This window comes from Kitasatospora sp. NPDC056651 (assembly GCF_042792155.1).
GTDB lineage: Bacteria > Actinomycetota > Actinomycetes > Streptomycetales > Streptomycetaceae > Kitasatospora.
Map to the genome: position 1 here is coordinate 15,674 of NZ_JBHTWX010000043.1, position 18,352 is coordinate 34,025.

The window sequence follows — 18,352 nt, forward strand, 5'->3', positions numbered from 1 at the left end:
GGCCGCGCGGGGTGGGGCCGGGTGCGGCGGGGGTTCGGCGGGCCGGTCAGCCCATCTCCTCCAGGGCGCGGCCCTTGGTCTCCTTGATGAAGAAGGCCACGAACGGGATGGAGAGCAGCGCGAAGGCCGCGTAGATGACGTACGTCGCGGAGAGGTTCCAGTCGGCGAGGCTTGGGAAGGAGACGGTGATCGCCCAGTTGGCGATCCACTGCGCCGAGGCGGCGACGGACAGGGCCAGCGCGCGGATCCGGTTGGGGAACATCTCGCCGAGCAGGACCCAGACCACCACGCCCCAGGAGAAGGCGAAGCAGAGCACGAAGACGTGCGCGGCGATCAGCGCGACGGTGGCATGGGTGTTGTCCAGGGTGGCGGTGTCTCCGGTGCCGTGCCGGTAGGAGAACGCCCAGGCGGCGGTGGCCAGCGCCGCCGCCATGCCGATCGAGCCGGCCAGGGCGAGCGGCTTGCGGCCGATCCGGTCCACCAGGGCCATCGCGATCACGGTGCCGATCACGTTGATGATCGAGGTGGAGAGGCTGATCAGCAGGGAGTCGGACTCCTTGATGCCGACCGACTGCCACAGGAAGGACGAGTAGTAGAAGATCACGTTGATGCCGACGAACTGCTGGAACACCGAGGCGCCGATGCCGACCCAGACGATCGGCAGCAGACCGAAGCGGCCGCCCAGCAGGTCCTTGAGCCGGGGCTTGCGCGCGGACTCCAGCACCGCGCGGATCTCGGCCACCCGGGCGTCCAGGTCCACGCCCTCGCCCTCGACCTCGAGCAGCACCTTGCGGGCCTGCGCCTCGCGGTGGTCGGCGATCAGGAAGCGCGGCGACTCCGGGATGGCGAGCGCCATCAGCCCGTACACCAGGGCCGGGATGGTCTCGACGCCCAGCATCCACTGCCAGGCCTGGATGCCGCCGAGGTGGTTGGTGGACTCGCCGCCGGCGGCCTGGTTGAGGGCGAAGTTGGCGAGCTGGGAGACGGTGATGCCGAGCACGATCGCCATCTGCTGGAAGGAGGCGAGCCGGCCGCGGTAGGCGGTCGGGGCGACCTCGGCGATGTAGGTGGGCGCGATCACCGAGGCGATGCCGATCGCGATGCCGCCCACCACGCGCCAGATGGCCAGGGTCTCGATGTTCGGCGGGAACATCGAGCCGACGCCGCTGGCCGCGAACAGGACGGCGGCCAGCAGCATCGTGCGCACCCGGCCCAGGTGGTCGGCGAGCCGCCCGGCGAGCACCGCGCCCACCGCCGAGCCGAGCAGCGCGATGGCCACCACGAAGGCGGTGGTGCCGTGGCCGACCGCGAAGTGCTTCTGGATGCCCGTGACGGCGCCGTTGATCACCGCGCTGTCGTAACCGAACAGGAAGCCGCCCATGGCGGCGGCCGCCGAGATGAACACCACGTGACCGAGGTGGGCCTCGCCGGCCGCCCGTTGGCTGTGGACTGAGGACACGCGCTCTCCCGGGGGTCGACGGGCCCGCTCTGACGCCGAGTGGGCAGGGCTCGTCTCACATTCGATCAGCGCGGCGCCCGGCCTGCGCGGGTTGGCGGCCGACCGGGTGATCCCGGGTCAGTCGGCGGCGCGCGGCCGGTCGGTGCGCGGGGCGGCGGTGCGCGAGAGGTCGGCGTGCGGGCCGGTGGGGTCCGCGCCGGTGCTGCCCGCCACGGCCGTGTCCGCCCGGGTGGTGCCCGCGTGGGCCTGGTCCGTGTGGGCCTGGTCCGCGCCGAGGACGCCCGCCCCGGCGGTGCGTCGCCGGTGGCGGCGGAGTAGCTGGGTACGGGCGGCGCCGTACTGGTCGCGGGCGCGTCCCCGGCCCTCGGCGCGCTCGGCGAGCCGGTCGGCGATCGCGTACTGCGCCTCGGCGGGCTTCTTGTCGTCGTACTTGAACTTGGCCCGCACCTCGTTCACGGTCAGCCGGAGCCCGCGCAGCCCGGGCAGCTGCCGGGCCAGCCCCTCCTCGCCGGGCACCACCCGGACCTCCGGCGTCTCGGGCTGGAAGTGCGCCAGCTGGCGGTTGAGGATCTCCGCCTTGCCGGCCGCGGACTCCACCACCTCGGCGGTGCAGTGGAAGTGGACCGAGGCGTAGTAGCTGGTCGGCGTGCCCGGTGCGCCGCGCCAGTGGCCCGGGGCGAAGGCGTAGCCGTCGGTGACCGCGAGGGTGACGTGGGGGTCGGCCCGGACGGCGGCCAGCAGCGGGTTGGGCGCGGCGAGATGGAGCAGGACCTCACCGCGTTCGGCGTCCAGCAGGAAGTGCGTCGGGACGAGGACCGGCCCCTCGCCGGGGGCGCCGTTGGCGGCCAGCAGGCCGAAGTCGCGGCCCTCGGCCAGCCAGGCGCGCCACTCCTGCTCGTCGCCGCGGTCCCAGGATCTGATCAGCATCGGTGCGCCTCCCGTCAGCGGGGGTAGCCGCGCAGGTGCGCGGGGAGCGGGACGGTGCCGCCGGGGTGCGGCTCGGGGGCGCCGTGCACCGTGGTGACCGGGATGAGGCCGGACCAGTGCGGCAGGCCGGCGTCCTCCGGGTCGTCGTCGGCGCCGTCGTGGCGGGTCTTGGCCGAGACCTCGTCCAGTTCCAGCCGGAGGACGGCGGTGGCGGCGAGCTCCTTGGCGTTGGCCGGACGGACCTCGGCGGAGCGGCCCGGCACCGCGTGGTCGACCAGGGCGGCGAGCGCGACGTCCAGCTCCTGGGGGTCGGTGACCTGGTGCGCGGTGCCGTGGGCGACCACCGAGCGGAAGTTCACCGAGTGGTTGAACGCGGACTTGGTCAGCACCAGCGCGTCGACCTGGGTGACGGTGACGCAGACCGGCATGCCCTGCTCGCCGGAGGCGTTGCGCAGCGGCCTGCTGCCGGTCGAGCCGTGGACGTAGAGCCGGCTGCCGACCCGGGCGAAGATCGTCGGCAGGACGACCGGGGCGCCGTCGGCGACGAAGCCGAGGTGGCAGACGTAGGCGCTGTCGAGGATGGCGTGGATCGCCTCCTGCTCCCAGGTGGCCCGGTCCCGGTACCGGGTGGGGGTGGTCCTGGGGGTGCGGGAGTAGCCGGGTGAGCCTTCCGGAGTCGCTGACATGACACCCTCTATGTACTAGTGCATAATTTGTTTTGTGCTAGGAGACTATCCGCTGAAAGGGCGACGCGCCAGCGAGATCGCGGCCCACATCGAACAGGGCGTGAGCAGCGGAAAGGTCGCCCCCGGAACGGCGCTCCCCCCGCTGCGTGACCTCGCGGTCGAACTGGGGGTCAACCCCAACACCGTCGCCGCCGCCTACCGGCTGCTGCGCGACCGCGGTGTGATCGAGACGGCGGGCCGCAGGGGCAGCCGCATCCTCCCCAGGCCCGCGCTCACCCCGCGTGACGAGATCCGCATCCCCGTCCCGCCGCACGCCCGCGACCTGTCCACCGGCAACCCCGACCCGGCGCTGCTGCCCGACCTCACCCGGGCCCTCGCGGCCGCCGCCGAGGCCGCGCGCACCGACCCGGTGCTGTACGGGCACGCGGCCGTCGACCCCCGGCTGCGCGCACTCGCCCGCGCCTCCTTCGAGGCCGCCGGCCTGCCCGCCGGCCCGGTCGTCGTCGCCTCCGGCTCGCTGGACACCATCGAGCGGATCCTCGGCACCCGGCTGCGCCCCGGCGACGCGGTGGCCGTCGAGGACCCGGGCTGGGGCAGCCTGCTCGACCTGCTGCCCGCGCTGGGGCTGAAGCCCGTCCCCGTCCGGCTGGACGACGAGGGCCCGCTGCCCGCCTCGCTGGACGCGGCGCTGGCCGACGGCGTGCGGGCGGTGGTGGTCACCAGCCGGGCGCAGAACCCGACCGGGGCGGCACTCACCGCGCGCCGGGCCGAGGCGCTGCGGGCCGTACTGGCCGGTCACCCCGGGGTGCTGCTGATCGAGGACGACCACGGGCACGGCATGGTCGACCGGCCGTACCACCCGCTGGTCGCCGCGAGCACCCGGCACTGGGCGGTGGTGCGCTCGGCGGCCAAGGCGTACGGGCCGGACCTGCGGATCTCGGTGGCGGTCGGCGACGAGGAGACGATCGGACGGGTGGCCGGCCGGCTGCGGCTGGGCGCCGGCTGGGTCAGCCACCTGTTGCAGCGCACCCTCGCGGAGCTCTGGCGCGCCGACGCCGCGCCGGTCGACCGGGTGGCCGCCGCGTACCGGGTCCGGCGGGACGCCCTGCTGGGCGAGCTGGCGGCGCGCGGGATCGGGGCGCACGGCGAGAGCGGGCTGAACGTCTGGGTGCCGGTGCCCGACGAGACCTCGGTGCTGGCGGCGCTGGTGCAGCGCGGCTGGGTCGCCGCGCCCGGCGCGCGCTACCGCATCCAGTCGCCGCCCGGGGTGCGGTTCACCACGGCGGGGCTGGAGCCGGCCCGGGCGCGGGAGCTGGCGGAGGACCTGGCGGCGGTGCTGGGGGCGGGCGCGGGCGGGTCCCGGCTGGTGTGATCCGGGGCCGGTTCCGGGGCCGAGCCGGTGAGTGCGTGCGTCGGCGCCCCCGCGGTGCTGGTCGCGGGGGCGCCGAGGTGCGCCGCCGATCAGCCCTTGGCGAGCAGGGACTGGGCGTGGGCGCGGACCTGATCCTTCGTCAGATAGGCGTCGGTGTACTCGAAGTCGCGCAGCCGGGCGGGCTGGCGGGCGAGGAATCCGGTGCGGACGAAGTCGTCGCCGGCCGTCGCGTTGAGCAGCCAGTTGGCGCCCACCCGGAACTTGGCCGCGTTGGTGCGCATCGCCATCAGGTGGTAGCCGCGCGCCACCAGCTGGGCGGGCACCCCGCGCAGCTCCACGCCCAGCGGCTTGGAGACCGCGTCCTTGCCGCCGAGGTCGACCACCAGGCCCAAGTCCTTGTGGTAGTAGGGCTCCAGAGGCTGCTGGCGGAGCGAGGCGATCACGTTGTCGGCGACCGCGCGGCCCTGGCGGGCGGAGTGCTGGGCGGTCGGCGGGCAGACCGCGCCGTCGCCCTTGGCGAGGTCGGGGACGGCGGCGGCGTCGCCGAGCGCGAACATGTCCTCGAACTGCGGCACCCGCATCTCCGCCGTCACGGCGAGCCGGCCGCGGACCGTCTCCGCGTCCAGGGTGCCGATCAGCGGGCTCGCGGCCACCCCCGCGGTCCAGATCAGGGTGCGGCAGGGGAGCACCCGGCCATCGGTGAACTTGACCGTCTCGGCGCCGACTTCGGCCACCGAGACACCCAGCGAGACCTCGATGCCGCGCTCGCGGAGCACCTCCAGGGCGGCCTCGCCGAGCGGGTCGCCGAGCTCCGGCATCAGCTTCGGGGCGATGTCGATCAGGTGCCACTTGATCTGCCGGGCGTCCAGACGCGGGTAGCGGTGGGTGGCGGCGGTGGTCAGGCGCTGGAGGCAGGCGGCCGTCTCGGTGCCCGCGTAGCCGCCGCCGACCACCACGAACTGGAGCCGGGACTCGCGCTCCTTCTGGTCCAGGGAGGCGGAGGCGAGGTCGAGTTGGGCGATCACGTGGTCGCGGACGTAGGCCGCCTCGGCGAGCGTCTTCATGCCCCGCGCGTAGTCGGTGAGGCCGGGGATGTCGAAGGTGCGGGTGACGCTGCCGGGGGCGAGCACCAGGTAGTCGTACTTCTGCGCGACCACCTCGTCGGTGATCTTGCGGATGACGCAGACCTTGGACGCCGGGTCCACGCCGATCGCGCCGCCGGGGACGATGTGGGTGCGGCGCAGCGAGCGGCGCAGCGAGACGGCCACGGACTGCGGGGTGAGGACGCCGGCGGCGACGTGGGGGAGGAGGGGGAGGTAGAGCTGGTAGCTGAACGGTGTCACCAGCGAGATCTCGGCCTCCGACGGTGACAGCTTGCGTTCGAGACGGCGGGCGCACTCCAGGCCGGCGAAGCCACCGCCCACGATCAGGATCCGAGGTCGTTCCATCGTTCATCCCTTTGCCGTGAAGGTCCCCACTACTGCCCGCCACACTCGCACGGAGCAGCGGGGGCTGCCACTGGGGAGGGGCGGAGGAGGGAGGGGCGGGGCGGAAGGGACAAGCGGAGGCCAGGACACCGATAAGCTGTCGGCCGTGCTACCCGAGGTGACGGCGATCCGGTACGTGACGCCACTGCGAGAAGGCGGCTCGATGCCGGGCCTGGTCGAGGCCGATGATCGGCGGCTGTACGCGCTGAAATGGGTCGGTGCGGCGCAGGGCCGCAAGGCGTTGGTCGCGGAGGTGCTGGCCGGGGAACTCGGCCGGCGGCTCGGGCTGCCGGTGCCGGAGCTGGTGACGATCGACCTGGACCCGGTGCTCGCGCGCAGCGAGCCGGATCACCAGATCCAGGACCAGATGCGGGCCAGCGGCGGGACCAACCTCGGGATGGCCTTCGTCAGCGGCGCGCTCAACTTCGACCCGCTCTGCTTCGAGGTGGATCCGGAGCTCGCCGGACAGGTGCTCTGGTTCGACGCGCTGATCGGCAACGTCGACCGTTCCTGGCGCAACCCCAACCTGCTGGTGGCGACCGGTGGGCTGCGGCTGATCGACCACGGCGCGAGCCTGATCTTCCACCACAACTGGAAGGGCGCCGCCGGCTGGATCCGCCGACCGTACGACGCCTCCGACCACGCGCTGTCGGGGGCCCGGCCGGACCTGACGGCGGCCGACGAGGCGCTCGCGCCGCTCGCCGAGGCGGCGATCGAGGGTGCGGTGGCGCAGATCCCCGAGGTCTGGCTGACGGACGAGTTCGGCTTCGACTCGCCCGACGAGGTGCGCGCCGCGTACCGTGCCCAGCTGACCGAGCGACTGGCCGGTCCGCGCGACTGGCTGCCGGAGGTGCCCGCATGACCGAGTCCCCGCTGTCCGGGCTGCCGGCCACCGTCGAGCTGCACGACTACGAGTACGCCGTGATCCGCGCGGTGCCGAGGGTGGAACGCGGCGAGTGCGTCAATGTCGGGGTGCTCCTCTACTGCCGGCAGAGCTCGCACCTGGCCGCCCGTACCCATCTGGACCAGGCCCGGCTGCTGGCGCTGGACCCGGTGGCGGACGTGCAGGGCGTGCGGCGGGCGCTGCACGGGATCGAGGCGGTCTGCCTGGGCGGCGCGCAGGCCGGCCCGGCGGCGGGGGACAGCGCCGGGCAGCGGTTCCGCTGGCTGACCGCGCCGCGCAGCGCGATCGTCCAGCCGGGGCCGGTGCACACCGGGCTGACCGCGGACCCGGACGCGGAGCTGCGGCGACTGTTCGACCAACTCGTCCTCTAGGCTCTGTCCGGCCGGTCTTGCCGGGCCCGGAGCGGCCGGACAGGGCCCAGGACCGGCTCGTCCTCCTGGGGCGCGGGGCGGCACGCCGACGGTTGCCAGGGTCAAAGCTTGAGTTGGTGAAGCACCTGGCCGTACGCTGACCCCATGGGTTCGACAGCGACGACGACCGTACCGACCAACGCCGAGTTGATGGAGGCGTTGGCCGCCGTCGGTGCCGCGTACTTCCACGACTTCGCGGCGGCCGCCGCCCGGCACGGGCTCTCCTCCTCGCAGGCCAAGGCACTGGGCGCGGTGCAGGAGCCGGTGCCGATGCGGGCGCTGGCCGGGCGGCTGGGCTGCGACGCGTCGAACGTCACCGGCATCGTGGACCGGCTGGAGTCGCTGGGCCTCGCCAACCGGGAGGCGGCGGCCGGTGACCGCCGGGTGAAGATCGTGGTGATCACGGCCGAGGGCCGGGAGATCCTCAACCGCATCCGCGGCGAGATGGCCCGGACGCACCAGGCCTTCGAGGCGATGACCGACGAGCAGCGGGTCGCCCTGCACTCGATCTGCGCCCAGGTCCTGCCGGTGCTGGCCGGCCGTACGGGCGGCGCGCAGTAGAAGCCGCGCCGCCCGCCGGCGGAGCCTCGGCCGGTCGGTGGAGCGAGCCCCGGTCAGAGCAGCTCGGCGAGTTCCGGCGGCAGCGGTAGCCGGTGGAGCAGGGTGAGCGAGCGGGTGGCCCGGGTGAGGGCGACGTAGCGGTCGCGCGGGCCGAGCTCGGCGGGCTCGACCACCACGACCGCGTCGAACTCCAGCCCCTTGGCGTCCGCCACGGTGAGCGCGTCCAGCTCCGCGGCCAGGGCGTCCGGTGCGATCACGCCCAGGGTGCCCGGGCCGCCGGGAAGCCGGGCCAGCGCGGTGGTGAAGTCCCCGTCCGGGACGGGGACCGCGCGCGGCCGCTCGGTGCCCGGGCGGACGGACTCGGGCGGCTGGTGCCCGGGCAGGGCGGTGCGCAGAACGGCGGCGGCGAGGGCCATGACGGGCTCCGGCGTGCGGTAGTTCACGGTCAGCCTCTCCTCGCGCCAGCGGCCGGGCAGATGCGGGTCGAGCATCTCGGCCCAGCTGCGGGCGCCGGCGGGCGATCCGGTCTGGGCGAGGTCGCCGACGATGGTGAGCGAGTTGGTCGGCACGCGCCGCAGGACGGCGCGCCAGGTCATCGCGGACAGTTCCTGGGCCTCGTCCACGACGACGTGGCCGTACGCCCAGGTGCGGTCGGCGGCGGCGCGTTCGGCGGTGGAGCGGTACGGGCCGTCGTCGCGGAAGCGCCCGGCCAGGGCGGCGGAGTCCAGCAGCGGGTCACCGGCCTGTCCGGTGATGGTCAACACGCCACGGGCGTAGGCGAGTTCGTCCACACCGCGGTCGGACGGGGCGGACTCCGGTTCGGTGCCGAGGAGTTCGGCGGCCTCGTCGAGCAGCGGGACGTCCTCGACCGTCCACGGGGAGCCGGGCGGGCGGAGCAGGGCGGTGGCGTGCTCGGGGGCCGCCTCGGCGAGCAACTCGTCGTCGGTGAGCAGCTGTTCGAGCAGCTGCCGGGGATCGAGCCGGGGCCAGAGCGGGTCGAGTGCGGCGCGGACGTCCGGCCGCTCCCACAGCTCGCGCGGGGCGTAATGGGCCTCCTCCTCGTCGTACGGGCGGCCGAGGGTGAGCGCCTGGGCGATGGCGAGGGCGTCGAGCAGGGTGCCCAGGTAGAAGCTCCGGGCCCGGTTGTGCGGCAGTCGCAGGCCGCGGGCGGCGTCCCGGGCCTCGGCGCACGCCCGGGCGGAGAGCCGCAGTCCTTCGCCGAGGTCCAGGCCGTCGGCGGGGGCCGTCTGGTGGGCGGCCACGGCGCGGCGCAGCACCCCGGTCATCCAGGGGCCGCCCTTGGCGACGGCGGTGTCGGGGGCATCGCCGCGGGTGGCGGTGACCCCGGGGACGAGCTCGCCGACGGTGCGCAGCACCACCTCGGTCTCCCCGAGGGCGGGCAGCACCTCGTCGATGTACCGCAGGAAGCCGGCGTTGGGGCCGATCACCAGCACGCCCCGGCGTTCCAGCGCGGCGCGGTGGGTGAACAGCAGGTAGGCGGCGCGGTGCAGGGCGGCGAGCGTCTTGCCGGTGCCGGGCCCGCCCTGGACGACCAGGGCGCCGCGCAGCGGGGAGCGGATCACCCGGTCCTGCTCGGCCTGGATGGTGGCGACGGCGGTGGCCATCCGGCCGGTGCGCTCGCGGGCGAGGGCGGCGAGCAGCGCGGCCTCGCCGACCAGACCGCGCCGGCCGGGCTCGTCCAGCCCGGCGAGGTCGAGCGCCTCGTCGTCCAGGCCGGTGAGGGTGCGGCCCCGGGTGTGCAGGTGGCGGCGGCGCACCACCGGGCCGGGGTGGGCGGGGGTGGCGGTGTAGAAGGGGCGGGCGGCCGGGGCGCGCCAGTCGAGCAGCAGTGGCTCGTACACCTCGTCGGTCAGGCCGGTGCGGCCGATGTAGTGGACGGTGCCGTCGCGCTCGTCGAGCCGCCCGAAGCACAGGCCACGCTCGACCGCGTCCAGCCGGGCGGCGTGGCGGGCGGCCTCGCGGGCGCGGACCTCGCGTTCCAGCCGGGCCTGGTGGGTGCCGCCGGGGGCGGCTCCGTCGTGGGCGCCGTCGGCGGTGCGGCGGGCCCGTGCGCGTACGGTGTCCAGCCGCGCGTAGAGCCGGTCGAGATGGGCCTGCTCGGTGCGCAGGGCCCCGGTGAGGGTGGAGTCCCACCCGGCCGCTGGAGCTTCCGTCATGGATGTGGTATCCTTGCGGTGAGGAGGTTTTGGAGTGGTGCATCAATGGCGCTCAATTGACCCAGCCTACCCCATCCGCCGACGTCCGGCGTGACCTCGACTGTTACCCTTGCGAAGCGTGAGCGCGAAGCCCCAGATCCCCAATGTCCTGGCCTCCCGGTACGCCTCGGCGACCCTGGCCCAGCTGTGGTCCCCCGAGCACAAGGTGGTCCTCGAGCGCCACCTGTGGCTCGCCGTCCTGAAGGCTCAGCAGGACCTCGGCATCGAGGTTCCGGCGAACGCCGTCGCCGACTACGAGCGGGTGGTCGACCAGGTCGACCTCGGCTCGATCGCCGCCCGTGAGCGGATCACCCGCCACGACGTGAAGGCCCGGATCGAGGAGTTCAGCGACCTCGCCGGCCACGAGCAGATCCACAAGGGCATGACCTCCCGGGATCTGACCGAGAACGTCGAGCAGCTGCAGATCCGCCAGTCCCTGGAGCACGTGCGGGACCGCACGGTCGCGGTGCTGGTGCGCCTGGCCAAGCTCGCCGCCCAGCACTCCGAGCTGGTCATGGCCGGCCGCTCGCACAACGTGGCCGCGCAGGCCACCACCCTGGGCAAGCGGTTCGCGTCGATCACGGACGAGCTGCTGGTCGCCTTCCGCCGCCTGGAGGAGCTGATCGCCCGCTACCCGCTGCGCGGGATCAAGGGCCCGGTCGGCACCGCCCAGGACATGCTGGACCTGCTCGGCGGCGACACCGAGAAGCTGGCCGAGCTGGAGCGCCGGGTCGCCGCGCACCTCGGCTTCGACAACGTGCTGACCAGCGTCGGCCAGGTCTACCCGCGCTCGCTGGACTTCGAGGTGCTCACCGCCCTCGTCCAGCTGGCCGCCGCGCCGTCCAGCCTGGCCAAGACCATCCGCCTGATGGCCGGCCACGAGCTGGTCACGGAGGGCTTCAAGGAGGGCCAGGTCGGCTCCTCCGCGATGCCGCACAAGATGAACACCCGCTCCTGCGAGCGCGTCAACGGCCTGGCCGTCATCCTGCGCGGTTACGCCTCGATGACCGGCGAGCTGGCCGGTGACCAGTGGAACGAGGGCGACGTCTCCTGCTCGGTGGTGCGCCGGGTCGCGCTGCCGGACGCCTTCTTCGCCTTCGACGGCCTGCTGGAGACCTTCCTGACCGTCCTCGACGAGTTCGGCGCCTTCCCCGCCGTGATCGAGGCCGAGCTGGACCGCTACCTGCCGTTCCTCGCCACCACCAAGGTGCTGATGGGCGCGGTGCGCGCGGGCGTGGGCCGGGAGACCGGGCACGAGGTCATCAAGGAGCACGCTGTCGCCTCCGCGCTGGCGATGCGTGCGGGCGCCCGCGAGAACGAGCTGCTGGACCGCCTGGCCGCCGACGAGCGGATTCCGCTGGACCGGGCCGCGCTGGACGCGCTGCTGGCCGACAAGCTGTCCTTCACCGGTGCCGCCGGCGCCCAGGTCGCCGAGGTGGTCCGCCGGGTGGAGGCCGTCGCGGACGCCTACCCGGCGGCCGCCAAGTACGCGCCCGCCGACATCCTCTGATGTAGCGTCAGTCGTCGGCCGAGGGCCCCGTCGCCGGACCGGTGGCGGGGCCCTCGCGCGTCACGGGGACGTGGCCAGGGTCGAGCGGCGGTGCGGTGGGGCCGCACGGCCAGTCGCAGCTCGGCTCGGCCACCGGCTGGTCCTCGGGCGCGAGCACGTTGCCCCGTACGGTCACGAGGGCGATCAGGCCGCCACCGACCAGCAGGCCCGCGCAGATCAGCATCGCGGTGTGGAAGGCGGAGTCGACCGCGGAGGGCACCCGGTAGGCGTCCCCGCTCAGCCCGGCCAGGGCCGGCAGGGCGGCCACCGCGAGCAGGCCGGCCGCGCGGGCGGCGGCGTTGTTGACCCCGCTGGCGATGCCCGCGTGCCGCACCTCGACGGCGGCCAGCACGGTCGCCGTCAGCGGCGCGACCAGCAGCGTCATCCCGCAGCCCATCACCGTGACGGCGGGCAGCACGTCCGCCCAGTAGGAGGAGTCGGGGCCGGTGCGCAGCATCAGCAGCACCCCGGCGGCGCACACCAGGGGGCCGACGGTCAGCGGGACGCGCGGGCCGATCCGCTTGCCGAGGCGCCCGGCGCGCGCCGAGAGCGCCAGCATCAGCACGGTGATCGGCACCAGCGCGAGGCCCGAGACCAGCGGCGAGAACCCGGACACGATCTGGAGCTGCACCACCAGGAGGAAGAAGACGCCGCTGAACGCCGCGTACACGCACAGGGTGACCAGGTTCACCGCGGTGAACAGCCGGGAGGAGAACAGGCCGAGCGGCAGCATCGGTTCGGGCGCCCGGCGTTCGACCGCCACGAAGGCGGCGCCGAGCAGCAGTCCGAGCACCCCGCTGACCCAGACCGTGGGGGACAGGCCCTCCCCGGCCGCGGTCAGCGCGTAGGTGACGGCGCCGAGGGCGAGGGCGGCGAGCAGGGCGCCGAGCACGTCGAAGCGGCCGGAGGCGCTCTCGTCCCGGCTCTCCGGCACCGACCGGGTGGTCACCGCGATCACGGCGGCGGCCAGCGGCAGGTTCAGCAGGAAGATCCAGCGCCAGCCGGGGCCGTCCACCAGCCACCCGCCGAGGAAGGGGCCGATCGCGGCCGAGACCCCGCCGAGGCCGGACCAGAGACCGACCGCCGCCGAGCGGTCGTCAGGGTGGAAGACGGCCTGGAGCATGGCGAGCGAGCCGGGGGTGAGCAGTGCCCCGCCGATGCCCTGGACGGCGCGGGCGGCGACCAGCACCTGGATGTTCGGCGCGGCGGCGCAGGCCGCGGACGCCACCGCGAACCAGACCACGCCGACCAGGAAGACCTTGCGCCGCCCGTAGCGGTCGCCGAGCGCGCCGCCGAGCAGGATCAGGCCCGCCAGGGTGAGCAGGTAGGAGTTCAGCGTCCACTGCAGGGACGCCAGGGTGGCGCCGAGGTCGGCGCCGATCCGGGGCAGCGCGACGTTCACCACGGTGCCGTCGAGCATCGCCATGCTGGAGCCGAGCACCGTCGCCAGTAGTACCCAGCGACCCTGCGCGGTGCCCAGGCGCAGGGTGCCGGCCTCGGAGGTGGCCACGGGCGAATCCTGCGCCGCCCGGGGCGTACGTGACAAGGGTCACCGGTGGGCGTGTCGGCCGGAAGCGGTGCGTGAGCGGCCGGGTGCGCGGTGTCCGGGATCTCGGCGCAGGGTCGTGGATCAGTGGCGGGGGGTGAGTGGGTTGTGTACGTACTGTGGGGTCGGGCCTGCGGAGGGTCACCGGGGGTGGGGGAGTCGTTGCCGTTTCAAGAGATCGACATTGCTTCACCCGAACGGATGGGTTTTAGTTCAGCGACCGCCCGGCCAGTCCGGACGGATCCGCCGGGTGGAACGCCGAGTCCTGCCGCTGCCCGGTGGTTCGAAACGAACTCTGTACGGCAGGAGCGGGGGACCCACAGGTAAGTCGCCGGACCGGAGTTCGCGCCTCATGGCGCGGGCGTCCAGGACCGGCTCGGGGTGAAGCCGCGCATGCGGCCGGGCAACTCCAGCCCGAACCCGACAGCTCACCTCGCAGGCGTCGGAGAGGAAAATTCCATGCCTGCACAGGCCCGTCGTATCGCCCTGCCCCGCGCCGCCCGCATCGGCATCGCCACCGCCGTCACCGGCGTGTCGTTCGCCCTTCCGCTGGTGACCGCGATCAGCGCCCAGGCGCACACCGCCCCGGCGGCCCCGGCCGCTTCCGCCGCCGCCGAGCGGTCCGCCGCTCCGGCCGCGCAGGAGGGCTACCGCGTCGTCAGCGGCGACACCCTGTCCAAGATCGCCGCCGTCGGGAACGTCGAGGGCGGCTGGCACGCGCTGTACGAGCAGAACCGCTCGGTGGTCGGCGCCGACCCGAACCTGATCTTCCCGGGCCAGCGGCTCGCGCTGCCGGGCCGCGCCGCCGCGCCGGCCAAGCCCGCCGTCCCCGCCAAGCCCGCCGCCCCGGCGACCAAGGCCGCCGAGCCGCAGGCCCAGGTCCAGGTGCGGACCGAGGCGGCCGAGCCGGCCGAGCAGCTCCAGACCCAGCTCCAGGTCGCCACCCCGACCCAGGTCGTGACCGCCACTCCGGTCGCCGCCGCCACCTCCGGCTTCGTCGCCCCGCTGGTCGCCCCGAAGCGGGGCACCGCCTACGGCGTGGCCGGCTCGATGTGGGCCTCCGGCCACCACACCGGCCAGGACTTCGTCGCCTCCACCGGCACCCCGCTGCGCGCGATCGCCAACGGTGTCGTGGTCAAGGCCGGCAACGGCGGCGCCTACGGCAACGAGGTCGAGATCAGGCTCGCGGACGGCCACTACGCCGAGTACGCGCACCTCTCCTCGATCGGTGTGAAGATCGGTCAGACCGTCAAGGCCGGCCAGCAGATCGGCCTCTCCGGCGCCACCGGCAACGTGACCGGCCCGCACCTGCACTTCGAGATCCGCAACGGCTCGGAGTACGGCTCGGACATCAACCCGGTCGCCTACCTGCGCGCGCACGGCGTGGCGCTCTGAGCCCGAGGGCTCCGACCCCGCGGGGTCTCAGGAACCGCCGCTGCTGCGGAGCGAATCGGTCCTCCGGGATGGTCATGTCGGGTGACCGCTCGACCGGGTGACCGCCGCACGGCGGACATGGGCGAGGGACACGCCCGGGTCGGCCCGGTCGCACGGGGAACTCCTCGTGCGGCCGGGCCGGCCGCTTGTCGTTCCCGCCCCGTTCGACCCGTCGAACGGGGCGTCAACTCCGCTGCCGCGGGCGGTGTTCACCGGCCTCGTGGCCGCCTCCGGCGCGCGATGCTGTCGGACGGTCAGCGCCCGGCCGGTCCGGCGGCCGGGCTCGGACTGTTCTTCGCGTTCTGGTCCTGGGTGGGCTTCGAGTGCGGGTGGTGCTGGAGGACGCGGTCGAGCGGTGACCGGGCGGCGCGGCGGCGGGCCGGGGCTCAGTGGCGGTGGACCGGCAGGCCGTGCTGGGCGGCGGTCAGCAGGTCGTGCATCCGGTGGCCGAAGTCCTCGGTGTCCCGGGCCGGTTCGGGGAAGACCAGGCGGACGTCGCGGTGGCCGTGCGGGTGGTCCAGGCGCAGCACCAGGCCGTGGCGGTCCAGGGCGAGCGGGCGGACGTCCGGGGCGTGGGTGAGTACGGCCGGGTCGAGCAGCCGGGTCAGGAGGTCGAGCGCGTCGGCGTGGTCGTCGGCGAAGTGGGTGAGCATGGCGGCCTCGTGCCGGGCCAGCGGGTCGGGGGCGGCGTGGGCGAGGTCGGCGGCGGTGATCGCGCCGGTGCCGTACGGGGTGGCGAGGACGGCGTGGGCGACGTCCACCCGCAGGTGTGCGCTGAGGCCGTCGTCGGCGAGGTGGGACAGGTGCAGCCGGCCGGCCAGGGTGAGGCGGGCGCGGACCCGGTCGCGGACGGCGACGGGGGAGACGTCGGTGACGTCGAGGACGACGGCGAGGCCGTCGGTGGCGCCGGCGGCGGCCGCGGTGAGGGGGTCGTCCAGGGCGCAGCGCAGCCGCAGCCGGGAGCCGTGCACGGAGACCGGGGTGTCCAGGTGGTGGTGCTCGCCGAGGGCGCGGACGGTGAGCGAGGAGGTCGTGCAGAGCAGGCTGCGGATCCGTTCGGCGGTGGTGGGCTCGGGGACCTCGGTGTCGCCGGTGGGCAGGCTCATCGGGCGGACCTCCAGTTAGTTAGGTGAGCCTAACCTAATGTCCGCGGATGGGTGTGGCAAGCAGGCGGAAGGGCCCGGACGCGGGTGGCGTCCGGGCCCTTCCGGGCGGGGGTCCGTCAGCCGATGACGGCCTGGGCGTCGATCTCCACCAGCATCGGCTCCTGCGGCAGCTCGACGAAGATGGTGGTGCGGCACGGCTTCACGCCGCCGGGCTCGATGTTCTCGTCGATGAACTCGGCGTAGACCTCGTTCATCAGCGGGAAGTCGGCGCGCTTGGTGAGGTAGACGCGGAACATCACCACGTCCCCGATGGTGGCGCCGCCGGCCTCGACGATGGCCTTGACGTTCTCCAGGGTGCGGCGGGTCTGCGCCTTCACGTCGCCGTGGTGCAGGTACTCGCCGGTGGCCGGGTCCTGCGGGCCCTGGCCGGAGACCTGGAGGATCGGGCCCTTGCGGACGCCCTGGGAGAACATCCAGGCCGGGGCGGGGGCACCGTCGGTGCGGATCTCGGTCTTGGTGGAGGACATGGGATTCCTTACTGTTTCCTGATGGTTCGTCAGTTGCGTTCGGGGCGGCCGCAGTCGGCCGAGACGGCGCGGGTGGTGGCGAGCAGCTGCGGGAGCAGGTCGAGCACCTGCTCGTACGGCAGGACCACGTCCGGGACGGAGATGGAGGCGGCGGCGACCACCCGGCCGCTGGCGTCCCGGATCGGCGCGGCCACGCAGTTGATGAAGGACTCGTGCTCGGCGTGGTCCTGCGCCCAGCCCTGGGCGGCGACCTTCTCCAGCTCGGCGAGCAGCGCCTCGGGGCCGGTCAGGGTCCGCCCGGTGTGCGGGACGAAGTCGATCCCGGCCACCACCCGGCGCCGCTCGGGCAGCGGGAGGTCGGCCAGCAGCACCTTGGAGACGGCCGCGCTGTGCAGGGCGGCGCGCAGGCCGATCCGCGAGTACATCCTGACCGGGTGGCGGGAGTCGAACTTGTCGATGTAGACCACCTCACCGCCCTCGTACGCGGCCAGGTGCACGGTCTGGCCGGTGGCGGCGTTGAGCTCGGCCAGGTGCGGGGCGGCGATCCGGCGCACGCCGCGCTGCTCCAGGGCCAGGCCGGAGAGGGCGAAGAGGCCCGCCCCCAGGTGGTAGCGGTAGGCCGCGTCGCGGTAGACGAACCGTTCCTCCTCCAGGCTCTGGAGCAGCCGCAGCACGGTGGTCTTGTGGACGCCGAGCACCTCGGCGAGCTGGTCGAGGGAGCGCTCGCCGTCGCCGAGTTCGGCGAGGATGCGCAGGGCGCGGGTGACGGTCTGACTCATCGTGCTCCGCTTCGAGGGTGGGGTTCCTGCTCATTGTGCCCGGGACCGGTCGGCGGACGGCGCCCGGTCGGCGGGGCGGACGGGGTCGGCGGCGGGGACGGGGTCGGCGGCGCGGCGGGCCGCGGCGGAGACCAGGGCCGGGCCGGTGATGCCCGTCGCGGTGACCCGGGTGGCGGCCCACTGCGCCGGGGAGGCGTCGAGCAGCGCGGCCACCACGGCGGCGTCCGGCAGCTCGGCCTGGTCGCCGTGGGCGGTCAGCGCGCAGGCGGCGCTGAGGTGCCCGAGACGCAGCCGGCGACGCTGGTCCAGGCCCCGGACGGTGCCGGCCAGGTAGCCGGCCGCGAAGGCGTCGCCCGCGCCGGTGGCCTCGACCACCTCGACCGTGAGGGCCGGCTCGGTGACCGCCGTACCGTCCCGCTCCAGGGCGGTCACCTGCCGGGCGGCGTCCTTGACCACGACGGTCGCCGGGGAGGGGAAGCGGCGGCGCAGGGCGGCCGGATCGCCGGTGCCGAAGGCGGCCTCGGCCTCGTCGGAGCCGAGCAGCAGCAGGTCCGCGCCGTCCAGCAGCGGCGGCAGCACGGCCGGGTCGCGGTCGCGCCAGAGCGAGGGGCGCCAGTTGAGGTCGAAGCTGACCGTCCGGCCCGGGCGCCGGTCGGCGAGCAGGGCGTGCAGCAGGGCCAGGCAGTCGTCGGAGAGCGCGGCGGTGATGCCGGACAGGTGCAGCAGCCGGGCGCCGGCCAGCAGGGCGGCGGCCGCCGGGTCGGCGAGCAGCTCGGGGGAGAGCGCCGCGGCCGCCGAGCCGCGCCGGTGGTAGTGCAGCCGGCTGTGACCGGGGCCGAGGTCGTGGCGGTCGCCGGTGGTGCCGCCGACCTCCTTGAGGTAGAGGCCGGTCGGGCGGTGCGGGTCGACCGCGACCCCCGAGACGTCCACCCCGCGGGCGGCGACCTCGGCGAGCAGCCGGCGGCCGAAGCCGTCGTCGCCGACCCGGCTGATCCAGGCGCTCGGCACCCCGAGCGCGGCCAGGGCGCCGGCCACGTTGGACTCGGCGCCGCCGACGGACAGCCGGAAGCTGTCCACCGACTCCAGCGGGCCCGGACGGTCCGGCAGCAGGACGGCCATCGACTCGCCCACGCACACGGCCGTCGGGGGAGGGCCGGGGCGGGTCGGGCCGTTGGTGTCCTGTCGCGGCATGGGCGGGGCTCCTCGTCTGCGGCCGTTCCGTCGAGAGCGGGCCCACCGGGTCGACCCCGCCGCACGTGAGCGCCGCAGGGGAGTCGACCCCGTCGACCGGGAGTCAGGTCCGTTGACCGTGATCCGGCGCCGATGCTAGAACCGTGCTGCCAGCATGTGCAACCCTCGTTGCGTATGTTGCAACCTGTGCGGATGGAG

Annotated in this window: 16 protein-coding genes and 1 riboswitch; of the genes, 6 read left to right on the forward strand and 10 right to left on the reverse strand. The window is 74.4% G+C overall.

Features of this window, described 5'->3' with window-relative positions:
- Positions 1 to 46: 46 nt before the first annotated feature.
- From ACFRAR_RS18520 to ACFRAR_RS18530, 3 genes are all read right to left on the reverse strand, one after another.
- The gene (locus ACFRAR_RS18520; RefSeq protein ID WP_380699191.1) at positions 47 to 1,381 is read right to left on the reverse strand and encodes a sugar porter family MFS transporter; all 1,335 of its coding nucleotides are present in this window, start codon (positions 1,379 to 1,381) and stop codon (positions 47 to 49) included.
- 195 nt (positions 1,382 to 1,576) lie between these two features.
- Positions 1,577 to 2,386, reverse strand: coding sequence for an FMN-binding negative transcriptional regulator (locus ACFRAR_RS18525; RefSeq protein ID WP_380699149.1), 810 nt, complete (start codon positions 2,384 to 2,386; stop codon positions 1,577 to 1,579).
- A gap of 14 nt (positions 2,387 to 2,400) precedes the next feature.
- Positions 2,401 to 3,072, reverse strand: coding sequence for a pyridoxamine 5'-phosphate oxidase family protein (locus ACFRAR_RS18530; RefSeq protein ID WP_380699150.1), 672 nt, complete (start codon positions 3,070 to 3,072; stop codon positions 2,401 to 2,403).
- Positions 3,073 to 3,106: 34 nt separating this feature from the next.
- Here ACFRAR_RS18530 and ACFRAR_RS18535 point away from each other — a divergent pair, with 34 nt between their 5' ends.
- Positions 3,107 to 4,444, forward strand: a complete 1,338-nt coding sequence (locus ACFRAR_RS18535; RefSeq protein ID WP_380699151.1) for an aminotransferase class I/II-fold pyridoxal phosphate-dependent enzyme — start codon at positions 3,107 to 3,109, stop codon at positions 4,442 to 4,444.
- An 89-nt stretch (positions 4,445 to 4,533) separates the two neighbouring features.
- Here ACFRAR_RS18535 and ACFRAR_RS18540 read toward each other — a convergent pair whose 3' ends face one another.
- A complete protein-coding gene (locus tag ACFRAR_RS18540; RefSeq protein ID WP_380699152.1) occupies positions 4,534 to 5,892 on the reverse strand; it encodes an NAD(P)/FAD-dependent oxidoreductase in 1,359 nt (452 codons plus the stop codon).
- A gap of 145 nt (positions 5,893 to 6,037) precedes the next feature.
- Between ACFRAR_RS18540 and ACFRAR_RS18545 the strand changes: the two genes are divergently transcribed.
- From ACFRAR_RS18545 to ACFRAR_RS18555, 3 genes are all read left to right on the forward strand, one after another.
- Positions 6,038 to 6,793 (forward strand): HipA family kinase, encoded by a 756-nt coding sequence (locus ACFRAR_RS18545; protein WP_380699153.1) that lies wholly within the window; start codon positions 6,038 to 6,040, stop codon positions 6,791 to 6,793.
- Positions 6,790 to 7,206: a DUF3037 domain-containing protein gene (locus ACFRAR_RS18550; protein WP_380699154.1), complete on the forward strand. Its 417-nt coding sequence runs from the start codon at positions 6,790 to 6,792 to the stop codon at positions 7,204 to 7,206. Before ACFRAR_RS18545 ends, ACFRAR_RS18550 begins: the two co-directional genes overlap by 4 nt.
- 144 nt (positions 7,207 to 7,350) lie before the next feature.
- Positions 7,351 to 7,806, forward strand: coding sequence for a MarR family winged helix-turn-helix transcriptional regulator (locus ACFRAR_RS18555; RefSeq protein ID WP_380699155.1), 456 nt, complete (start codon positions 7,351 to 7,353; stop codon positions 7,804 to 7,806).
- A 53-nt stretch (positions 7,807 to 7,859) separates the two neighbouring features.
- Here ACFRAR_RS18555 and ACFRAR_RS18560 read toward each other — a convergent pair whose 3' ends face one another.
- Entirely contained in the window at positions 7,860 to 9,983 is a 2,124-nt protein-coding gene (locus ACFRAR_RS18560) for a HelD family protein (RefSeq protein WP_380699156.1), read from the reverse strand.
- 109 nt (positions 9,984 to 10,092) lie between these two features.
- On the opposite strand from ACFRAR_RS18560, the gene purB reads away from it, so the two are divergent.
- The gene (purB, locus tag ACFRAR_RS18565) at positions 10,093 to 11,532 is read left to right on the forward strand and encodes an adenylosuccinate lyase (protein WP_380699157.1); all 1,440 of its coding nucleotides are present in this window, start codon (positions 10,093 to 10,095) and stop codon (positions 11,530 to 11,532) included.
- Positions 11,533 to 11,539: 7 nt separating this feature from the next.
- On the opposite strand, the gene ACFRAR_RS18570 is transcribed toward purB, so the two are convergent.
- On the reverse strand, positions 11,540 to 13,081 hold the full coding sequence (locus tag ACFRAR_RS18570) for an MFS transporter (protein WP_380699158.1): 1,542 nt from the start codon (positions 13,079 to 13,081) through the stop codon (positions 11,540 to 11,542).
- A gap of 292 nt (positions 13,082 to 13,373) precedes the next feature.
- Positions 13,374 to 13,574, forward strand: a riboswitch (cyclic di-AMP (ydaO/yuaA leader).
- 2 nt (positions 13,575 to 13,576) lie between these two features.
- Between ACFRAR_RS18570 and ACFRAR_RS18575 the strand changes: the two genes are divergently transcribed.
- Positions 13,577 to 14,512, forward strand: a complete 936-nt coding sequence (locus ACFRAR_RS18575; protein ID WP_380699159.1) for a peptidoglycan DD-metalloendopeptidase family protein — start codon at positions 13,577 to 13,579, stop codon at positions 14,510 to 14,512.
- A 425-nt stretch (positions 14,513 to 14,937) separates the two neighbouring features.
- On the opposite strand, the gene ACFRAR_RS18580 is transcribed toward ACFRAR_RS18575, so the two are convergent.
- The 4 genes from ACFRAR_RS18580 to ACFRAR_RS18595 form a co-directional block, all read right to left on the reverse strand.
- Positions 14,938 to 15,657, reverse strand: a complete 720-nt coding sequence (locus tag ACFRAR_RS18580) for a DUF2470 domain-containing protein (RefSeq protein WP_380699160.1) — start codon at positions 15,655 to 15,657, stop codon at positions 14,938 to 14,940.
- A 116-nt stretch (positions 15,658 to 15,773) separates the two neighbouring features.
- The gene (locus tag ACFRAR_RS18585) at positions 15,774 to 16,184 is read right to left on the reverse strand and encodes a RidA family protein (protein WP_380699161.1); all 411 of its coding nucleotides are present in this window, start codon (positions 16,182 to 16,184) and stop codon (positions 15,774 to 15,776) included.
- A gap of 29 nt (positions 16,185 to 16,213) precedes the next feature.
- Positions 16,214 to 16,963: an IclR family transcriptional regulator gene (locus ACFRAR_RS18590; RefSeq protein WP_380699162.1), complete on the reverse strand. Its 750-nt coding sequence runs from the start codon at positions 16,961 to 16,963 to the stop codon at positions 16,214 to 16,216.
- Positions 16,964 to 16,993: 30 nt separating this feature from the next.
- The gene (locus tag ACFRAR_RS18595; protein ID WP_380699163.1) at positions 16,994 to 18,154 is read right to left on the reverse strand and encodes a sugar kinase; all 1,161 of its coding nucleotides are present in this window, start codon (positions 18,152 to 18,154) and stop codon (positions 16,994 to 16,996) included.
- Positions 18,155 to 18,352: the final 198 nt, after the last annotated feature.

Coding starts and splice junctions, on each gene's coding strand:
- ACFRAR_RS18595 (WP_380699163.1), bottom strand. CDS start 18,154: ATGCCGCGACAGGACACCAACGGCCCGACCCGCCCCGGCCCTCCCCCG.
- ACFRAR_RS18530 (WP_380699150.1), bottom strand. CDS start 3,072: ATGTCAGCGACTCCGGAAGGCTCACCCGGCTACTCCCGCACCCCCAGG.
- ACFRAR_RS18520 (WP_380699191.1), bottom strand. CDS start 1,381: ATGGGCGGCTTCCTGTTCGGTTACGACAGCGCGGTGATCAACGGCGCC.
- ACFRAR_RS18575 (WP_380699159.1), top strand. CDS start 13,577: ATGCCTGCACAGGCCCGTCGTATCGCCCTGCCCCGCGCCGCCCGCATC.
- ACFRAR_RS18590 (WP_380699162.1), bottom strand. CDS start 16,963: ATGAGTCAGACCGTCACCCGCGCCCTGCGCATCCTCGCCGAACTCGGC.
- ACFRAR_RS18555 (WP_380699155.1), top strand. CDS start 7,351: ATGGGTTCGACAGCGACGACGACCGTACCGACCAACGCCGAGTTGATG.
- ACFRAR_RS18585 (WP_380699161.1), bottom strand. CDS start 16,184: ATGTCCTCCACCAAGACCGAGATCCGCACCGACGGTGCCCCCGCCCCG.
- ACFRAR_RS18525 (WP_380699149.1), bottom strand. CDS start 2,386: ATGCTGATCAGATCCTGGGACCGCGGCGACGAGCAGGAGTGGCGCGCC.
- ACFRAR_RS18540 (WP_380699152.1), bottom strand. CDS start 5,892: ATGGAACGACCTCGGATCCTGATCGTGGGCGGTGGCTTCGCCGGCCTG.
- ACFRAR_RS18560 (WP_380699156.1), bottom strand. CDS start 9,983: ATGACGGAAGCTCCAGCGGCCGGGTGGGACTCCACCCTCACCGGGGCC.
- ACFRAR_RS18550 (WP_380699154.1), top strand. CDS start 6,790: ATGACCGAGTCCCCGCTGTCCGGGCTGCCGGCCACCGTCGAGCTGCAC.
- ACFRAR_RS18580 (WP_380699160.1), bottom strand. CDS start 15,657: ATGAGCCTGCCCACCGGCGACACCGAGGTCCCCGAGCCCACCACCGCC.